Annotated in this window: 11 protein-coding genes; 10 read left to right on the forward strand and 1 reads right to left on the reverse strand. The window is 61.2% G+C overall.

All coding sequences use genetic code 11. The features are described 5' to 3' along the window. The first annotated feature begins 49 nt into the window (after nucleotides 1–49). The 4 genes from ACJJV2_RS07065 (at nucleotide 50) to ACJJV2_RS07080 (ending at nucleotide 5,929) form a co-directional block, all read left to right on the forward strand. Nucleotides 50–1,600: a TolC family protein gene (locus ACJJV2_RS07065; RefSeq protein WP_405279405.1), complete on the forward strand. Its 1,551-nt coding sequence runs from the start codon at nucleotides 50–52 to the stop codon at nucleotides 1,598–1,600. 37 nt (nucleotides 1,601–1,637) lie between these two features. Then, nucleotides 1,638–2,450: an efflux RND transporter periplasmic adaptor subunit gene (locus tag ACJJV2_RS07070; RefSeq protein ID WP_405279407.1), complete on the forward strand. Its 813-nt coding sequence runs from the start codon at nucleotides 1,638–1,640 to the stop codon at nucleotides 2,448–2,450. A gap of 74 nt (nucleotides 2,451–2,524) precedes the next feature. Next, nucleotides 2,525–3,823 carry an efflux RND transporter periplasmic adaptor subunit gene (locus ACJJV2_RS07075; protein ID WP_405279409.1) on the forward strand — a complete coding sequence of 433 codons (1,299 nt, stop codon included), beginning with the start codon at nucleotides 2,525–2,527 and terminating at the stop codon, nucleotides 3,821–3,823. Nucleotides 3,824–3,826: 3 nt separating this feature from the next. Continuing rightward, nucleotides 3,827–5,929: an HlyD family efflux transporter periplasmic adaptor subunit gene (locus ACJJV2_RS07080; RefSeq protein ID WP_405279412.1), complete on the forward strand. Its 2,103-nt coding sequence runs from the start codon at nucleotides 3,827–3,829 to the stop codon at nucleotides 5,927–5,929. Nucleotides 5,930–6,131: 202 nt separating this feature from the next. Here ACJJV2_RS07080 and ACJJV2_RS07085 read toward each other — a convergent pair whose 3' ends face one another. Continuing rightward, on the reverse strand, nucleotides 6,132–9,401 hold the full coding sequence (locus ACJJV2_RS07085; protein WP_405279414.1) for an EAL domain-containing protein: 3,270 nt from the start codon (nucleotides 9,399–9,401) through the stop codon (nucleotides 6,132–6,134). Between the two features lie 222 nt (nucleotides 9,402–9,623). Here ACJJV2_RS07085 and ACJJV2_RS07090 point away from each other — a divergent pair, with 222 nt between their 5' ends. From ACJJV2_RS07090 to ACJJV2_RS07115, 6 genes are all read left to right on the forward strand, one after another. Continuing rightward, nucleotides 9,624–10,148, forward strand: coding sequence for a CidA/LrgA family protein (locus ACJJV2_RS07090; protein ID WP_405279417.1), 525 nt, complete (start codon nucleotides 9,624–9,626; stop codon nucleotides 10,146–10,148). Then, a complete protein-coding gene (locus tag ACJJV2_RS07095) occupies nucleotides 10,145–10,873 on the forward strand; it encodes an LrgB family protein (RefSeq protein WP_054557016.1) in 729 nt (242 codons plus the stop codon). The genes ACJJV2_RS07090 and ACJJV2_RS07095 overlap by 4 nt, the downstream gene beginning before the upstream one ends. 323 nt (nucleotides 10,874–11,196) lie before the next feature. Further along, nucleotides 11,197–12,072: a hypothetical protein gene (locus ACJJV2_RS07100; RefSeq protein ID WP_405279420.1), complete on the forward strand. Its 876-nt coding sequence runs from the start codon at nucleotides 11,197–11,199 to the stop codon at nucleotides 12,070–12,072. Nucleotides 12,073–12,219: 147 nt separating this feature from the next. Further along, nucleotides 12,220–12,882 (forward strand): response regulator, encoded by a 663-nt coding sequence (locus ACJJV2_RS07105; RefSeq protein WP_215822920.1) that lies wholly within the window; start codon nucleotides 12,220–12,222, stop codon nucleotides 12,880–12,882. Further along, on the forward strand, nucleotides 12,879–14,297 hold the full coding sequence (locus ACJJV2_RS07110) for an ATP-binding protein (protein ID WP_405279424.1): 1,419 nt from the start codon (nucleotides 12,879–12,881) through the stop codon (nucleotides 14,295–14,297). Before ACJJV2_RS07105 ends, ACJJV2_RS07110 begins: the two co-directional genes overlap by 4 nt. A gap of 224 nt (nucleotides 14,298–14,521) precedes the next feature. Then, nucleotides 14,522–15,295: a 3-hydroxybutyrate dehydrogenase gene (locus tag ACJJV2_RS07115; protein WP_248377924.1), complete on the forward strand. Its 774-nt coding sequence runs from the start codon at nucleotides 14,522–14,524 to the stop codon at nucleotides 15,293–15,295. Nucleotides 15,296–15,370: the final 75 nt, after the last annotated feature.

The following is a 15,370-nucleotide window of genomic DNA, read 5'->3' on the forward strand; positions in this document are numbered from 1 at the left end:
GCCGGAAAAAGAGCAACGAGGGCGGGTTCGTCTCAAGACACTGGCCATTATGGTAGCCATCAGTGCGGCCGGTGTTGCGCTGTCAGCTTGCGGTACAGTGCAACCGGAGCCTCTGGATCGTCAGGATATCGCGGCCGCCATCCAGGGAGATGAGGTGCTTTTTCAGCAGATGACGCCTGAAATCACCGAGCCACTTGATCTCAATCACGCGATGGCGCGTGCGCTGAAGTATAACCTCGACAATCGCGTCAAGCTGATGGAGCAGGCGTTGGCCGAGCAGAGCTTCAATCTGGCCAAGATGGACATGCTGCCGGTATTGGCGGCAAACGCCGGTTTCACCAGCCGCAACAATGAAGATGCCTCCTCGAGCGAGAACGTACGCACTGGCGTGCAGAGCCTTGCCCAGTCGACCTCTGTCGACAAGGACCGCACCGATGCCGATCTGCGTCTTTCCTGGAACGTGCTGGATTTCGGTGTCAGCTACCTGAAGGCCAAGCAGGAAGCGGACCGCTTCCTGATCGTCAAGAATGCTCGACGTGACATCATGGCCAAGCTGCTTCAGCAGACGCGCAGCGCCTACTGGAAGGCTGCGGTAACGCAGAAGCTGAAGCCGCGTATCGATGCCTTGCTTGTGGATACTGAACAGGCGCTGGCTCAGCTGGATCAGATCCAGCGCGAGCGCCTGAGGGCACCGCTGGATGTCCTGCAGGAGCAGCGACAGCTGCTCTCCATCATGCGCAATCTCAAGAGCTTGCAGCGTTCCGTCGAGACCTCCCAGATTGAACTGGCGAGCCTGATCAATCAGGCCCCCAATGTCGAGATCCCCTTGCAGGCGCCGAGCCAGTTGCCGGAACTTCCTCCGTTGCCCTCCAATGATCTGGATGTGCTGGAGCGTGTCGCGCTGGCCAATAGCGGGGAATACGTCGGCCAGCTCTACAATGCGCGCATCGCACAACGTGAAGCACGCAAGAGCATGCTACGTCTATTGCCGGGGCTGGAGTTTTCCTACAGCGCCAATTACGACAGCAACAGCTATCTGTACAACGATACCTGGGCACAGGCGGGCGTGCGGGTCAGCTGGAACATCTTCCGTCTGCTCGCGATCGATGAGATCAAGGCCCAGAATGAAGCGCGTGACCAGATGGTCGAAGCGCGCCGTCTCGCCAGCAACATGGCGACGCTGGCACGGGTGAATCTGGGCTGGCAGCAGTACCACAACTCTTTGGATAGCCTGGCGATCGCGCAGCGCTTCCAGGCATTGGATGAGCAGATCGCGGACTTCAGCAAGCAGGCGCGGGCAAGCCGTGCGATCTCGGGGACGCAATCCCTGCTCAACCAGGCCAAGGCCTTGAACTCCGTGCTGAGCAATTCATTGGCCTACGCCGATGCACAGGACGCCTATGGTGGCTTCCTGTTCAGCCTGGGCTTCAATCCGGTCCCCGAGGATTATCAGCGTTACGACGTCGATACGCTGGCCAGCAACCTGGATGCCTCCTTCCGCCAGTGGTCAGGCGGCAGCCTGCCATTACAGGACCCGGCACTCTGGCTGGAAGCCCAGCCCGAGACAACCCAAGCACAGGACGGTCAGGCCAGTCTGTAAGCTAGCCTCCCGCCATATTTCAACAGGGATGCTGACGATGATGATCGCTGGTAAAGGTATCAATCGCCGCATGGCGAGGTTGGGGGGAACCCTGCTGGTCGCCATGCTGCCCGGGCTGATGAATGTCGCGCACGGGGCGGAGCAACCGACCGTTCGCGGTCAGGTCAGTGCTGTCAATTCCACCATTCTGGCGGCGCCCCTGTCGGGACGCCTGCTGGAAGTCAATCGGCGTGTCGGGGAAGAGGTCAACAAGGGCGATGTGCTGGTGCGCTTCGATTGCCGTTCGCTGAAGGCGGAACGGGCAGTCGCGAGTGCGCGTCTGTCTGGTGCAAGCTCCCAGTACAAGGTCAACAAGCAGCTGGCACGCTATGACAATGTCAGCCAGCTGGACGTGGATCTGTCGCGAGCGGCGGTCAATGAGGCCAGTTCCTCGGTCAAGCTGTCGGATGTCTATCTCAGCGATTGCACCATCACGGCGCCCTTCGATGCGGAAGTGGTCTCGCGTGCGGTCAATCCTCATCAGTTCGTCTCCAATGGCGAGCCGATGCTGGAGCTGGTGAGTTCCGACGAGCTCGAGATCGAGGCCGTCATTCCCGCCATGTGGCTGGGGCAGGTCGGCGCGGACACCCCGATGACCTTCACCGCAGATGCCACGGGGGCGGAACTTGCCGGCAAGATCGTGCGCGTCGTCGACAACATTGACCCGGTCAGCCAGACCCTCAAGGTGATCGCGCGGCCGGATGCCAAGCCGGATGGCGGCATCAAGCCAGGCATGAGTGGTGAGGTCCGTTTCCCCTCTCTGAGTCCTTCCACCCTCGATGATGTGGATAGTGGAGAGGCGGCACAATGAATCGGCGGGTCGAAATGCCAGGCAATGTCACGACAGATCGCCTGGCGGGCCTCATCACCTTGCAGAAGCGTTTGATGAGCGCCAAGGGGCGCAAGGAAGCAGAGTATGTGCTGGTCAATGACACAGGCTACCTCTTTCCCGCGCGCCAGATGTTGCTGGTCAGCAATGGCAAGCTCTCGTCACACTCCGGCGCCACGGATGTCGAGCAGCAGAGTCCCTATCTGCACTGGGTAAGACGCGTCATCAAGACGTTTGATCTCGATCGTCAGGTCGTCTCCGACAAGGCAGGTGATTCCCGGGCACTCAAGCCCGAGCAGGTCATGTCACTGACGCCGGAGCGCCTCAAGGAGCGCGATGCGTCTCTTGCCGAAGACTGGAGTGAGTATTGGCCGCGTGAAGGACTCTGGGTGCCCATGGTATGGCGAGGCCGTATCGAGGGTGGCTTGCTGTTGTTGCGCGAAAAACCCTGGAATGAAGCCGAACAACGCCTGCTGACCCATTGGGTGCAAGGTGCCGAGAACGTGCTGGCACGTCATTCGGGTCGCAGGCGCCAGCCAGTGGGCAAACGCCTGCTGTGGGGCGCGGCCTTGGTGGTGATCGGTCTGCTGATGTTGGTGCCGGTACGCCTTTCCGTGCTGGGGCAGGCGGAGGTGGTGCCGGAGGTCAGCAGTATCATCCGCTCACCCCTGGATGGCGTGCTCAAGGACTTGTCCGTGGCGCCCAATCAGGTGGTGGAGAAGGGCCAGTTGCTGGCGAGTCTCGATGATGCCGAGCTCAAGGGGCGGCTGGCCGAAGCCAATCAGGCTCTGGCGGTGGCACAGGCGGAATATGCGCGTGCCCGGCAGCGCTCCTTCACCGAGCGTGAGGCCAGTGCCGAGGTGCCGCTGTTGAGGGCGCGGGTGGATCAGGCGCGTGCCGACGTCGATTTCCTTGAAACACAGCTGACGCGTGTGCGCGTCGAAGCGCCGCGTGAGGGTGTCGCGATCCTCGGCGATACCAGCGATTGGGCAGGGCGTCCGGTCAGGCTTGGCGAGCGTCTGCTGGAAGTGGCCGACACCCGGGGTGCCGAGGTGGAAATCTGGCTGCCGAGTGCCGACAACATTCCGCTGCCGCAAGGCGCCGAGGTCTCGTTGTTCTTGAATGTGGACCCCTCACAGGTTCGTGAAGCACGGCTGACGCACGTCAATTATCGGGCCGAGCTGGCACCGGATGGCGAGCTCGCCTACCGCGCGCACGCCGTGTTGAGCGATGCAGAGAATCTGCCGCGCGTCGGCTGGCGGGGCACGGCCAAGGTAGAGGGGGAGCAGGTCACGCTGGGTTATTACCTGTTCCGTCGCCCGTGGGCCACGCTGCGCAGCTGGACCGGGTGGTAAGGCATGATCTCACAGACTCCCCCGTTGGCCGTGCTGCGCGAAGACCTCAAGTTGCACCCCGTCGAGCAGGATCGCGATGGCAAGCGGCGCTGGTTGCTGCATGACCCGGTCGCCCAGCGTTTCTATCGGCTGGGCGAGGCTGCCATCGAATTGCTGCCCTTCATTCGCGGTGGTCAGGAAGCGGCAGCCGCCAAACAGGCCAGTGCCAGTCTCGGTCGTGAAGTACCTGGTGAGCAGTTGCGCGCCCTGTCGGAATTTCTGCGTCAGCATGATCTGGTGCGCGGGGATCCCGGTCAGCAGGAACGCTACCAACGCCGTCTTGAGTCGCGCCCCACCGGGCTCAAATGGTTGATGCATCACTATCTCTTCGTGCGCATTCCGCTGGCCAATCCGGATCGCTGGCTGAGCCGGCACGTCAACAAGGTACGCTGGCTGGGTAGCCGGGGCTTCTTCTGGAGCCTGGCGGTCCTGTTTCTGGTGGGCCTATGGCTGACGGTACGCCAGCTGGATACCTTCATCGCGAGCTTCGCGGCACTGGGCGCTGTCGGCGGCTGGCTGACGCTGGGGCTGGCGCTGGTATTCGTCAAGATACTGCACGAGCTGGGGCACGCCTTCGTTGCCAAGGCCAAGGGCGCGCGCGTCCCGACCATCGGGGTGGCCTTCATCGTCGGCTGGCCGGTGCTCTACACCGATACCAGTGATGCCTGGCGACTCACCGAGGCCCGGGACAGAGTTGGCGTCGATATCGCGGGTGTCGCGGTCGAGCTCTCGATCGCGATACTGGCGTTACTGTGCTGGCATCTGTTGCCGGAAGGTCTGCCGCGCACCCTGTGTTTCTGGCTGGCGACGACGACCTGGATCATGTCGGCGCTGGTCAATTTCAATCCTCTGATGCGTTTCGATGGCTATTACCTGCTGTCCGATGCCTGGCGACAGCCCAACCTTGAGCCGCGCTCCCAGGCGCTGGCGCGTTGGCAGCTGCGTGAATGGCTGTTCGCCTTCAAGGAAGCGCCGCCTGAGCGTCCGCAGCGTGCCCTGGTGCTGTTCGCGGTGGGCGTTTGGGTGTATCGCCTGCTGCTGTTTCTCGGGATCGCCCTGGCGGTCTATCACTTCTTCTTCAAGCTTCTCGGCATCGTGCTGTTCGCCGTCGAGATCTGGTACTTCATCATGCGGCCAATCGTGAATGAAATTCGGCGCTGGTTCAGTGAAGGTCGCAAGCCACGCGCCAATCTGGCTCTGTTGCGTACCGGGATGATCGTCGTGGCGCTGGGGGCCTTGCTGGTCTGGCCCTGGCAGAGCGAGCTGCGCCTGCCGGGGTGGCTGGAGCAACCCTCGGCTCGTCTCGAAGCGCCCTTCGGTGGCCGACTGAGTCTCGATGTCGCCCAGGGTGACGAGGTGAGCGCCGGTCAATCGCTGGCGACCATCAGTGCCCCGGAAGTCGCCCAGCGGCTTGCCAGTGCCGAGCGTCGCGTGGAGCAGCTGGACTGGCGTCGCTCCGCCAGTGGTCTGGATCGCAGGCTGCTGCAGGATAGTCCGGTGGTGCAGGCTGATCTTGACGTGCAGCGCCAACGGGTCAGCGCGCTGCAAGCCGAGCAGGCGACCGGTCAGCTGGAGGCGGCATTCGCCGGCAAGGTGCACTCGCTCAACCCTGCCTTGCGAGAGGGGGGCTGGGTCGGTGAAGGGGAGTGGGTGATGACGCTGCGCAATCCCCGGCAGGTGACCCTGACGGCCTGGGTGGAAGAGGAAGAGGTGCTGCGTGTCGATGAAGGCGCCACTGCCTGGTTCTATCCGCTGGCGCCGGTAGGCAAGCCGCTGGAAATGCGCGTGGTCAGCGTCGAGCCTCAGGCAGTCGCAGTGCTTGAGCAGCCGGAAATGGCCGCGCCCTACGGAGGGGAGTTGAAGGTTCGCGAGGGCGAGGAAGGGCAGCTGGAACTGATGCGCAGCCTCTATCGTGTCACGCTTGAGCCGGTGGACTTCTCGCAGGCGCTGGTACTCTCGATGCCCGGCCGGCGCGGCATGGTCAACGTCGAGACTGAGCCGCGCAGCCTGTTGAGCCGAACCTGGCGTGAAGTGGTGGGGGTCTGGCGTCGCGAATCCGGTTTCTGATACCGCTATTCTTCCTCCTGCGCCCTGCATTCTGAATAAGAAAACAGAAGCCCAGCCTATGAGTGGCGTTTGCCGCTCGGAGGCTGGGCTTCTCTGGCCTGGTTCTGGAGAGCGGACTTGTGAAGGCAGGGCTTTTGAAGAGAGGGCTTTGTGTGGTTTCGAGGAAATGCCGCGCTCCGCCTTGACTCAGAAAGCCCCTGATTTAGCCAGCCTTAGGAGCAAGAGGCTGCGCCACGCGAGCATCATTGACCCGTGAGATCGGGCTTGAGACTTTGTCGTCAGTATGCCCCTTGCCGTCGCCATCATCGGTATTGGAGCAGATGGCGAGTGTCTCGAGAGGCTCCGGCATGCCCAGCGCGTAGCCCTGCACATAGTCGGCGCCGATGGTGGCGACGGAGGCGAGCACTTGCGCACTCCCCACGAATTCCGCCACGGTCTTCATGCCCATTTCACGCGCGACCTCGGCAATGGCGCGGGCGATGGAGTAGGAGACGCGGTTGGTGTCCATGTCGCGAATGAAGGCGCCATCGATCTTCAGGAAGTCGACAGGCAGGTTTTTCAGGTAACCAAAGGACGACACGCCACTCCCGAAGTCATCCAGCGCGAAGGAGCAGCCGAGTGCGCCGAGTGCCTCGAAGAAGGCGCGAGCGTCGCCCAGCCTCGTGATGGCGACGGATTCGGTGATTTCGAAACACAGCTTGTCACCCGGGATGCCACTGTCGCGGACCAGCGTGACCAACAGGTCGCGAAAGCTCGGGCTGCTGATGGAGTGCCCGGAGAGATTGAGTGACACCATGGTCAGTCGCTGGGCATGCGCAGGGTGCGCTGCCAGCCAGCTCAGGTACTGGCGAATGACATGTTCATCGATGGCGGCTGACAGGCCATAACGCTCCGCCGCAGGCAGGAAGGCACCCGGCGCAATGATGGTGCCATCCCGGCCTTTCAAGCGCACCAGCACTTCGTAATGTAGTTCGCAGTTCAGCTCGCAGAGCGGCTCGTTTCCAGGCTCTGCGCTGGCAGGTTGTGCAGTGGCGAGGGTGCTGACAATCGGCTGTTGGTAAAGCACCAGACGCTGTTCTTCGATGGCTGCGGTGATTTCTGTCAGCCAGTGCATTTCCTGCATGCGCCGTGCTACCTCATCACCGGATTCACTGTGGCGATGAATGCGGTTGCGCCCGGCATCCTTGGCCTCATAGCAGGCAGCATCGGCGGCACTCAGCAGCTGGTGCGGATCGTTGTGGTTACTGTCGATACTCACGAGCCCAATGCTGGTGCTGATGGTGAACAGCTTGTCTTCCCACATGAATCGGAAGCTGGTGACGGACTGGCGCATCTGTTCAAGCAGCGCCTCGGCGTCATCCAGCGTCATGTCGGGCATCAGCAAGCCGAATTCATCTCCTCCCAGGCGCGCGAGACGATCCTGCTTGCGCAAGCCGGTGGCAATGACGTCGACCAGCTGGATCAATAGCGCATCGCCGGCCGAGTGGCCACAGGTGTCATTGACGACCTTGAACTGGTCCAGATCGATGTAGGCGAGACAATGCAGCGCGCGAGTGGCGCGCGCATCATCACAAAGTGTCGTCAGTTCACGCTTGAAGGCACCGCGATTTAGCAAGCCCGTCAGACTGTCATGGTTAGCCTCGTGAATCATGCGCTGTGACATGGTGTGATTGAGCGTATTGTCGATCAGCGCCAGCAGCGTGTAGCCATCCTGGTCTGGAGTTGCCTCGACCGCAGAGACACTGACCTCTGCATGTACCGAGTTGCCGGAGGCATGGATGAAGCGGCATTGTTGAGTGAAGTAGTCATTGCGCTGTTCGATCAGTGCCTGGTGCTGCTTCAGGAAGCTGTCCAGGTCATCTGGTTCGATCAATTCTCTGATGGTGCTTTGAGACAGGGTTTTGGAGGGGTAGCCTAAAATGTTCTCAAGCCGTTGATTGACCCTTGTCAGCTGGCCACTGCCATTCAGATGTGCCATGCCAACCGCAGAGTATTCAAAAGTCGCCCGATAGCGTCGTTCACTGGCTCTCAAGCGTTGCTGAGCAGCCTGTTGTTCGAATTCGGTCATGAGCTGCGAAACGTGGTCAGCGACGGAGGCCAGAAACGCCTGCTCATCATCTGCCCATTCGCGCGGGGCATTGCTTTCGGTGCAGCAGATGACGGCCACCACCTGGCCCGCCACACGGATTGGGCTATCAATGATGGCTTTCACGCTGCAGCGGAAGGTGCCATCAAACAGCAATTCCTGATTGGCCTTGGTGACATCTGCGAGCGCAAGTGCATGTCCCGCATCCAGAGCGCTGAAGTAAATCGAGTTCTGTTCTCGGCTTAGGGAGGACGGTGTGGTGATCTGGGTCGCATTATGTGGGGGCGGCAATGATGCATCGTGTACATGAGCAAGTGAGAGGCAATCATGCGCCTCGTTCATGTACCAGAAACTGACCTTGCGAATCTCGAGGCCCGCCGCTACCTGCTCGCATAACCAGGGCAGCAGGCTGTCGAGTTGAGTTTTTTCGTCATGGCGGGCGTTGCCCAGTTGAATCAGTGCCATCTGCTGGCGTTCATAGCGGCGTAGCTTGTCGGCCTGCGCGACCTTGACAAGATGCTGCTGATGGATGTCCAGCAATGACCCGATGAAGCGATAGGGCGCACCGTTCCTGACCTCGAATTGAGCGCGTAGCTCAAACCAGCGATGGTCACCCTGCTGGGTGCGGATCAGCAACTCACAATTGAAAGGTGCCTCACACAATCGCTTGGAGCTGATCAATGCCTGGAAATCGCCACGCATGCCAGGCGCGACCCTTTCATGTAGCGCCTCGAGTCCGGTGTCGAGTGTGCCGGCCTCATACCCCAATTGATTTTCCAGACGAGGAGAAATAGTCAGTCTCTGGTTGCCTGCTTTCCATTCGATGATGCCATCGGTAATGCTGCGCAGGATCCAGCTGGCACGTGTTTGGCTATCCTCGAATTCGGCATTGAGCTGACTTTGATTCACTTGGCGTTTCAAGGCTTCAGTCGCGAGAACGGCAAGTCTGCCAAGTTGGGATAATACTCTTGGGGAAGGCAACTGTTCATGGGGAAGAGTGTCACACAGGCTCATGCAGCCGATGACTTCGCCATTGTCTGACTTGAGTGGCAAACCGATGTAATAACGAATGCCATCGGCAAATACCGAGCGGGTAATGTTCAGCTCTGGTTGTTGGCTGGCATCGCAAGTCAGGAGAGGTTTTCCTTGGAGTACTGCAATGCCGCAGAGAGTGTCATCTATTAGGGATGGCTCATGCATTTTGTCATCGAGGCTCAGCCAGCGTTTGAGCTGCTCGCCATCGCGAAGATTGATTATCCCCAGCGGGGCGCCCGCCAGATCAGCTGCCAACTCTAGAATCATCAAGGCTTGATGGTTTTTTTCAAGCCTTAACATCTTGATCCAAGTGGGAATGATGGAAGTTTCGAGTCCGGGAGAATCTGGCATCTTGTGACTGCCTTCCCTGTCAGTGATGGTGTGAGGTCTCTCAGGGCTGCAGGCTATCATGGCGCAGCGTTGCTAGAGCGTTATTTCAGTGTCGAAAACACTCTTGAGGTATCGACGTGATATTCCATTTTCCAATGCACGGTGTCTGACCTTGCCTGAGAGCTATGAGATAATTGTCAGGATCGGAGGCCTGCAAGGCTGATGCAATCTTGGAGGGCGACAGTGACGGCATTGATCAAAGGGTTTTGTATTCTGCTGTTTTGCCAATTCGTGGGTGAGGTCATGGGCCGTGCACTGGGTCTGCCGGTGCCGGGGCCAGTACTGGGAATGTTGTTCCTGTTGCTGGGGTTGATGTTGCGAGGTCGGCTGCGCAAACGGTTGTTGCCTGCCCCGGACAGAGAGGGGGAAGGAGTGCTGCGTGTTGACGAGAATGCGGATCGAGACCTCGGTCAACGTCAGCTGGCCCGTGCGCTGCTGCGGGAACGCGTGCCTGCCAGTCTCAGGCTTGCCAGCAATGGCCTGCTCTCGCATCTGTCGCTGCTGTTCGTGCCCGCGGGCGTTGGTGTGATGGTCCATTTCGAGCTCATCGCACGCGATCTCACCGCCATCGCCATCACGCTGGTCGCGTCGATCGCGGTCACCCAGTTCGTCACGGCGTGGCTGTTGCAACGTCTTATCGATCGAGGTTCTGCGACACCGAGTGGAGCAGGGGGAAAGTCACCCAGCGCCGATGAGGTGTCCTCATGAATCTGGCCCCGCTGGACGCCCTGTGGGTGTACCTGAGCGCTTCTCCGTTGCTGCATCTGTTGTTGACGCTGGTAGCCTTTCTGCTGGCGACGGCGATCAATCGTCTGGCCCGGGGCGCATCGCTGGCGCATCCGGTACTGGTCTCCATCGCGCTGATCATCGGGTTTCTGTGGCTGACGGACACCGACTATCCCACCTACTTCGAAGGGGCCCAGTTCATTCACTTCCTGCTCGGGCCAGCCACCGTCGCGCTGGCGGTACCGCTGTTTGACCATCTCGATCGGGTCAAGCAGATGCTGTGGCCACTGCTGACGGCCTGTTGCGTCGGTATCGTCACCGCCGTGACCACCACCCTGGGTCTGGCGCTGGCACTGGGGGCACATACCCAGGTGGCCTTGAGCCTGGCACCCAAATCCGTCACATCGCCGATCGCGATGGGGATCGCCGAAAAACTGGGCGGTATTCCCTCGCTGACGGCAGGGCTGGTACTGCTGACCGGCACCCTGGGTTGTGTGGTAGGCCCCGTTGTCATGCGACTGGCAGGGGCGCGAGACGATACCGTCAAGGGCTTCACCATGGGCTTGTCAGCGCATGGTATCGGTACCGCCTTCTGCTTCTCGTCGGTGAGCACGCTGGCGGGTGCCTTCGCTGGCATGTCGATGGGGCTGACCGGTCTGCTGACCGCCTTCATCGTGCCGCCTATCGTCAGGCTGTTCGGCTTCTGAGTATGAGGGGCATTGGTGGAGAGTCGAGCTGGAGGTGAGCAAGCGGCGGGCAAGAAGCAGGAAGGCTGGCGCTATCGTGGCATCGTCTTGTGAGAGCTTAAGTTTGCGTTAAGCGCAGCCATTCATGCTGGTGATCACTCCATGGTTCAGCTCAGCGCTTGCGTGTTGGCCATGGGAATCGCCAGCACGTCTTGTGGAAATGTCACCTCGTTGCCACATGTCTGTCAGTGAGCTGATCGATCATGCTCCTATGCAGGTCCACAAGGCGTGTCATCCACTCGCGCCTCTGTGTCTGGCAATGCCTCGACCCAAGGAAAGCCCTCATGTTCACTTCTCTTGCACGCACAGTTCTTGAACGCACTGGTCTTGCCCGCACCGCTGCAAATCTCAAGCCCGCTGGCCTTGCCGGGCATCGTGTACTGGTCGAGGCGCCGATGGCCTCCAGTTGTCGAGAGCTCTGTTGGCAGCTGGCGGCGGCAGGGGCTGCATTGATTCTGGTCGAGCGAGAGGGGGATGACCTTGCCTTGCTGTGCAGGTTGTTGCCCACCCCGAGTGGCCAGCAACATCGCCGCCTCTCATTGACGCACGCAGATGTGAGGGGTGACGCGCTATGCACGCAACTGCGCAACATCCCGGCTTCGGAGCGCCCCGATACCTTGCTGAGCCTGCCGGGCGATGGCCGCTGGCATCTGGAGAGTGGCCGCGCCTGGCATGTGGTCGAGCGTGGGGGATGGCCGGCCGAGGTGCGCGCCAAGGTACTGGAGTGTCTTGAGCTGCATGGCTCGGCGGATAGCCGACGCCCGCTGCTGGAGCTGATCGTGCAGGCAGACGGCGACTTTTTCGTTCCGCTGCCGACAGCGAAGCACTCTCGTATCCGGTTGCATACCCCAGCGCTGATCACCGGTGAAGAGGACCCTCTGTTGATGCGCCTGGCGCGTCATCAGGGCAATCATCCTGTCAGTGTGGGGCGTCAGGCGCGCAAGCTGATCTTCCGACTGCGTCTGGCGCGAGCCAGGCACCCGCTCGCGTATGGCTGGCTGATGGCGGGCGAGGCACTGCGGCGTGTCATCGGCGGGCCGCGCCGCATGCTGGAGCGTGGCGCGCTCGGGCTGCGCGAGCAGAGGATGCTGCTGACGGCGCGTCTGGCCAGGTGGCGCCATGCTCGACACCAGGGGCGTCGCGCACGCAGCGGTGTGTGAAGGCTGGCTGATCCATCGACGCAGGCGATGTGCTATCCCGCAGTATGCTTGCAACGTCCGTCACCGTTCGGTGGCGGACGTCTTGTCTCATGTCCCCTCATGTCCCGATATGACATGGCAGAATCAGAACGATTTCAAGGAGTCCAGATGCGAGTTCTGCTCGTCGAAGATGATCCGTTGTTGGGCGAGGGGGTCAGCCATACCCTGCGCCGCGAGGGCATGAGCACTGAATGGTTGAAGGAGGGCGCCAACGTTGCCGCCACGCTCAAGCATTCGCCCTTTGATGTGCTGGTGCTGGACCTTGGCCTGCCGGATCTCGACGGTCTGCAGGTCTTGAGTCACTTGCGCCGTCAGGGCCAGACGTTGCCGGTATTGATCCTGACGGCACGTGATGACATCAGCGACCGGGTACGTGGTCTGGACGGCGGCGCGGACGACTATCTGGTCAAGCCGTTCGACATTGCCGAGCTGGTGGCGCGTCTGCGTGCGTTGGTGAGGCGCCATGCCGGGCAGGCCAGCGGTTGCCTGCAGCTGGGGCCGTTGCGCATTGATCAGGCTGGCCGCACTGTCACGCTCTCCGGTAGTGAGGTCGGCCTGGGGCGGCGCGAGTTTGATCTGCTGGAGTTCCTGCTGCTGCACCCCAGTCGTGTCTTCAGCCGGGATCAGCTCGTCGAGCAGCTCTATGGCTGGGATGGCGATGTCGAGAGCAATGTCATCGAGGTACATGTGCACCATCTGCGCCGCAAGTTCGGCACCGGGGTGGTCAAGACCGTGCGCGGCGTGGGGTATCGGCTGGGGGAACTCACGTGAAATCCATCCGCAGTTTCCTGCGGCGCAACCTGATCGGTGGCGTCGTGGTCGTGCTGGGGACGGCCGCCGCCTGGAGCTACTTCGATTCCCGCGAGCAGATTGATGAGCTGTTCGATGCTGAGCTGGCTCAGAATGCGCGCATGCTGGGGCGACTCTATCAGTCCCGACTCGCGTCATTGACACCGGCCGCGCGTCAGGAAGCGTTGCAGCAGATGACATCGGGCCAGTTCAGCCTACGTCCGCCCTCCTTGAGCTTTGCCGATGGCCATGAGAAATCCCCGCTGGGACATGTCTATGAAGACAAGCTGATCTTCCAGATGTGGGATGCGCTGGGCCAGCCATTGCTTGGCCTCTCGTCACGCTCAGTGGCGCTCGATTATCTGCCGGTGCCCGGCTATGGCAGGCAGCATGACAATCACCATGACTGGTTCACCTTCACGCTGTATTTCCCCGAGAGTGGCATCTGGGTCACGGCGGCCCAGCGTGAAGATGTGCGCGATGAACTGACCGGCCAGATTGCGTTGCACAACGTGCTGGCGCTGGTGGTCGGGTTGCTCGTGATCGCCTTGCTGATCGGTGTGGCAGTCTCGCGGGGTTTTCGTCCCGTATTGCGCCTCAGTCATCAGATCACGGCCCGTCAACCCGGGTACCTTGAGCCGCTGGATGCCAGCGAGGCGCCGGACGAGATACGTGGCATGGTGGATGCTCTCAATGGACTGCTGGCGCGTCTGGCGGACACCCTGGACAAGGAGCGGCGCTTCACGGCCAATGCCGCCCATGAATTGCGGACTCCCCTGGCGGGCATCAAGGTGCATGCCCAGAATCTGGAGGCCGATGCCAGGGATGAGGCCTCGCGGCGCTCGGCACGCATGATCGTGGATGGCGTCAATCGCATGACGCGGGTAGTGGAGCAGCTGTTGACCCTGTCACGACTGGAAAGCGGGGCAGAGGCACCGCGTCGTCCAGTCGATCTCGCCCAGCTGACCCATGAGCTGGCGCGGGACCTGGGCCCCATGGCACGCCAGCGAGGCATCAAGCTGCATATCGAGGTTGCACCCGGCGCGCAGCTGGTCAGTCATGAGAACGGCCTCTACGTGCTGCTGCGCAATCTGCTCGACAATGCGCTGCGCTATACGCCAGAAGGCGGAGAGGTGCGCCTGGGTATCCGCCGTGACGACGCTGGATGGCGCATGGAAGTGGCCGATACGGGCCCCGGAATCCCGCTGCGTGAACGCGAGCGCGTCTTTGAACGCTTCGTGCGTCTGGCCGGCCAGAAGACTCAAGGTTCCGGGCTGGGCCTTTCCATCGTGCGCGAGCTCGCCGAGCGACTAGGCGCAGCGCTGGCGCTGAAGGAGAGCCCCTTGGGAACGCCGCAGGCACCGGGGCTGCTGGTACAGGTTCACTTCCCGTCATAGCAGGTTCGCGTTACGTCCAGGACAGCGCCTGTCGGCCGGGTTGCGTCAGCGTAGGCCAATGATTGCGTCGAATGCATCATGCGGCTGTGATGCTGGCTGGCGCTCGATAATGCCAGCGGGGAGTGCAACTCGGCGATGGTCGGGTGGCAAAGACGGCTAGATTAGCGCTATCTTCATTATATGTTGCAGAGCAGCATGACATTCCCCTCTGTCAGGAGATTTGCATGAGTGAACAACAGTCTTCCCCTGTCCGTGTTGCACTGGTGACCGGCACCGCCAGTGGTATCGGCGCCGCCATCATGCAGGCGATGTGCGATGCCGGGCATCAGGTGCTGGCGGTCGATTTCAGTGATGAGGGGGCAGAAGTCGCCGACAAGGCAGGGGCTGCCTTCTTCAAGGCCGACCTGACGGATGCCGAGCAGTGTCGCGCGGCGGTGGAAGAAGCCGTGTCCCGTTTCGGGCGCCTCGATATTCTGGTCAACAATGCCGGCATTCAGCATGTCGAGCGCATCAAGGACTTCCCCGAAGCCAAGTGGAATCAGATCATCGCCTTGATGCTGAGTGCGCCATTCACGCTGATCCAGGCGGCCTGGCCGCACATGGAGAAGAATGGGTATGGGCGCATCGTCAACATGGCGTCCATTCACGCCCATGTCGCGTCACCGGGCAAGGCGGCCTACGTCAGCGCCAAGCACGGCTTGATGGGGCTGACCAGAACCGCTGCGCTGGAAGGGGGCGAAAGCGGCATCACCGCCAATGCCATCTGCCCGGCCTATGTGCGCACGCCGCTGGTCGACAAGCAGATCGCCGAGCAGGCCAAGCTCAATGACATGCCTGAAGATGAAGTGATCGAGAAGATCATGCTCAAGGGCGCGGCGATCAAGCACATGATCGATCCCTCCGAAGTGGCGGACATGGCGGTGTGGCTGGCCTCCGACAAGGCCGGCTCAGTGACCGGCTCCAGCTTCAACATGGACCTGGGGTGGACGGCGCAGTAACGGCGTACCCTTGAGCAACGGCTCATTCCAGTCAGTGCAGAGACACGAAGCCCTCACCATCGATTCGCGCTTGCG

Source organism: Cobetia sp. Ld8 (assembly GCF_045066615.1).
Taxonomy (GTDB): Bacteria; Pseudomonadota; Gammaproteobacteria; order Pseudomonadales; family Halomonadaceae; genus Cobetia; species Cobetia amphilecti.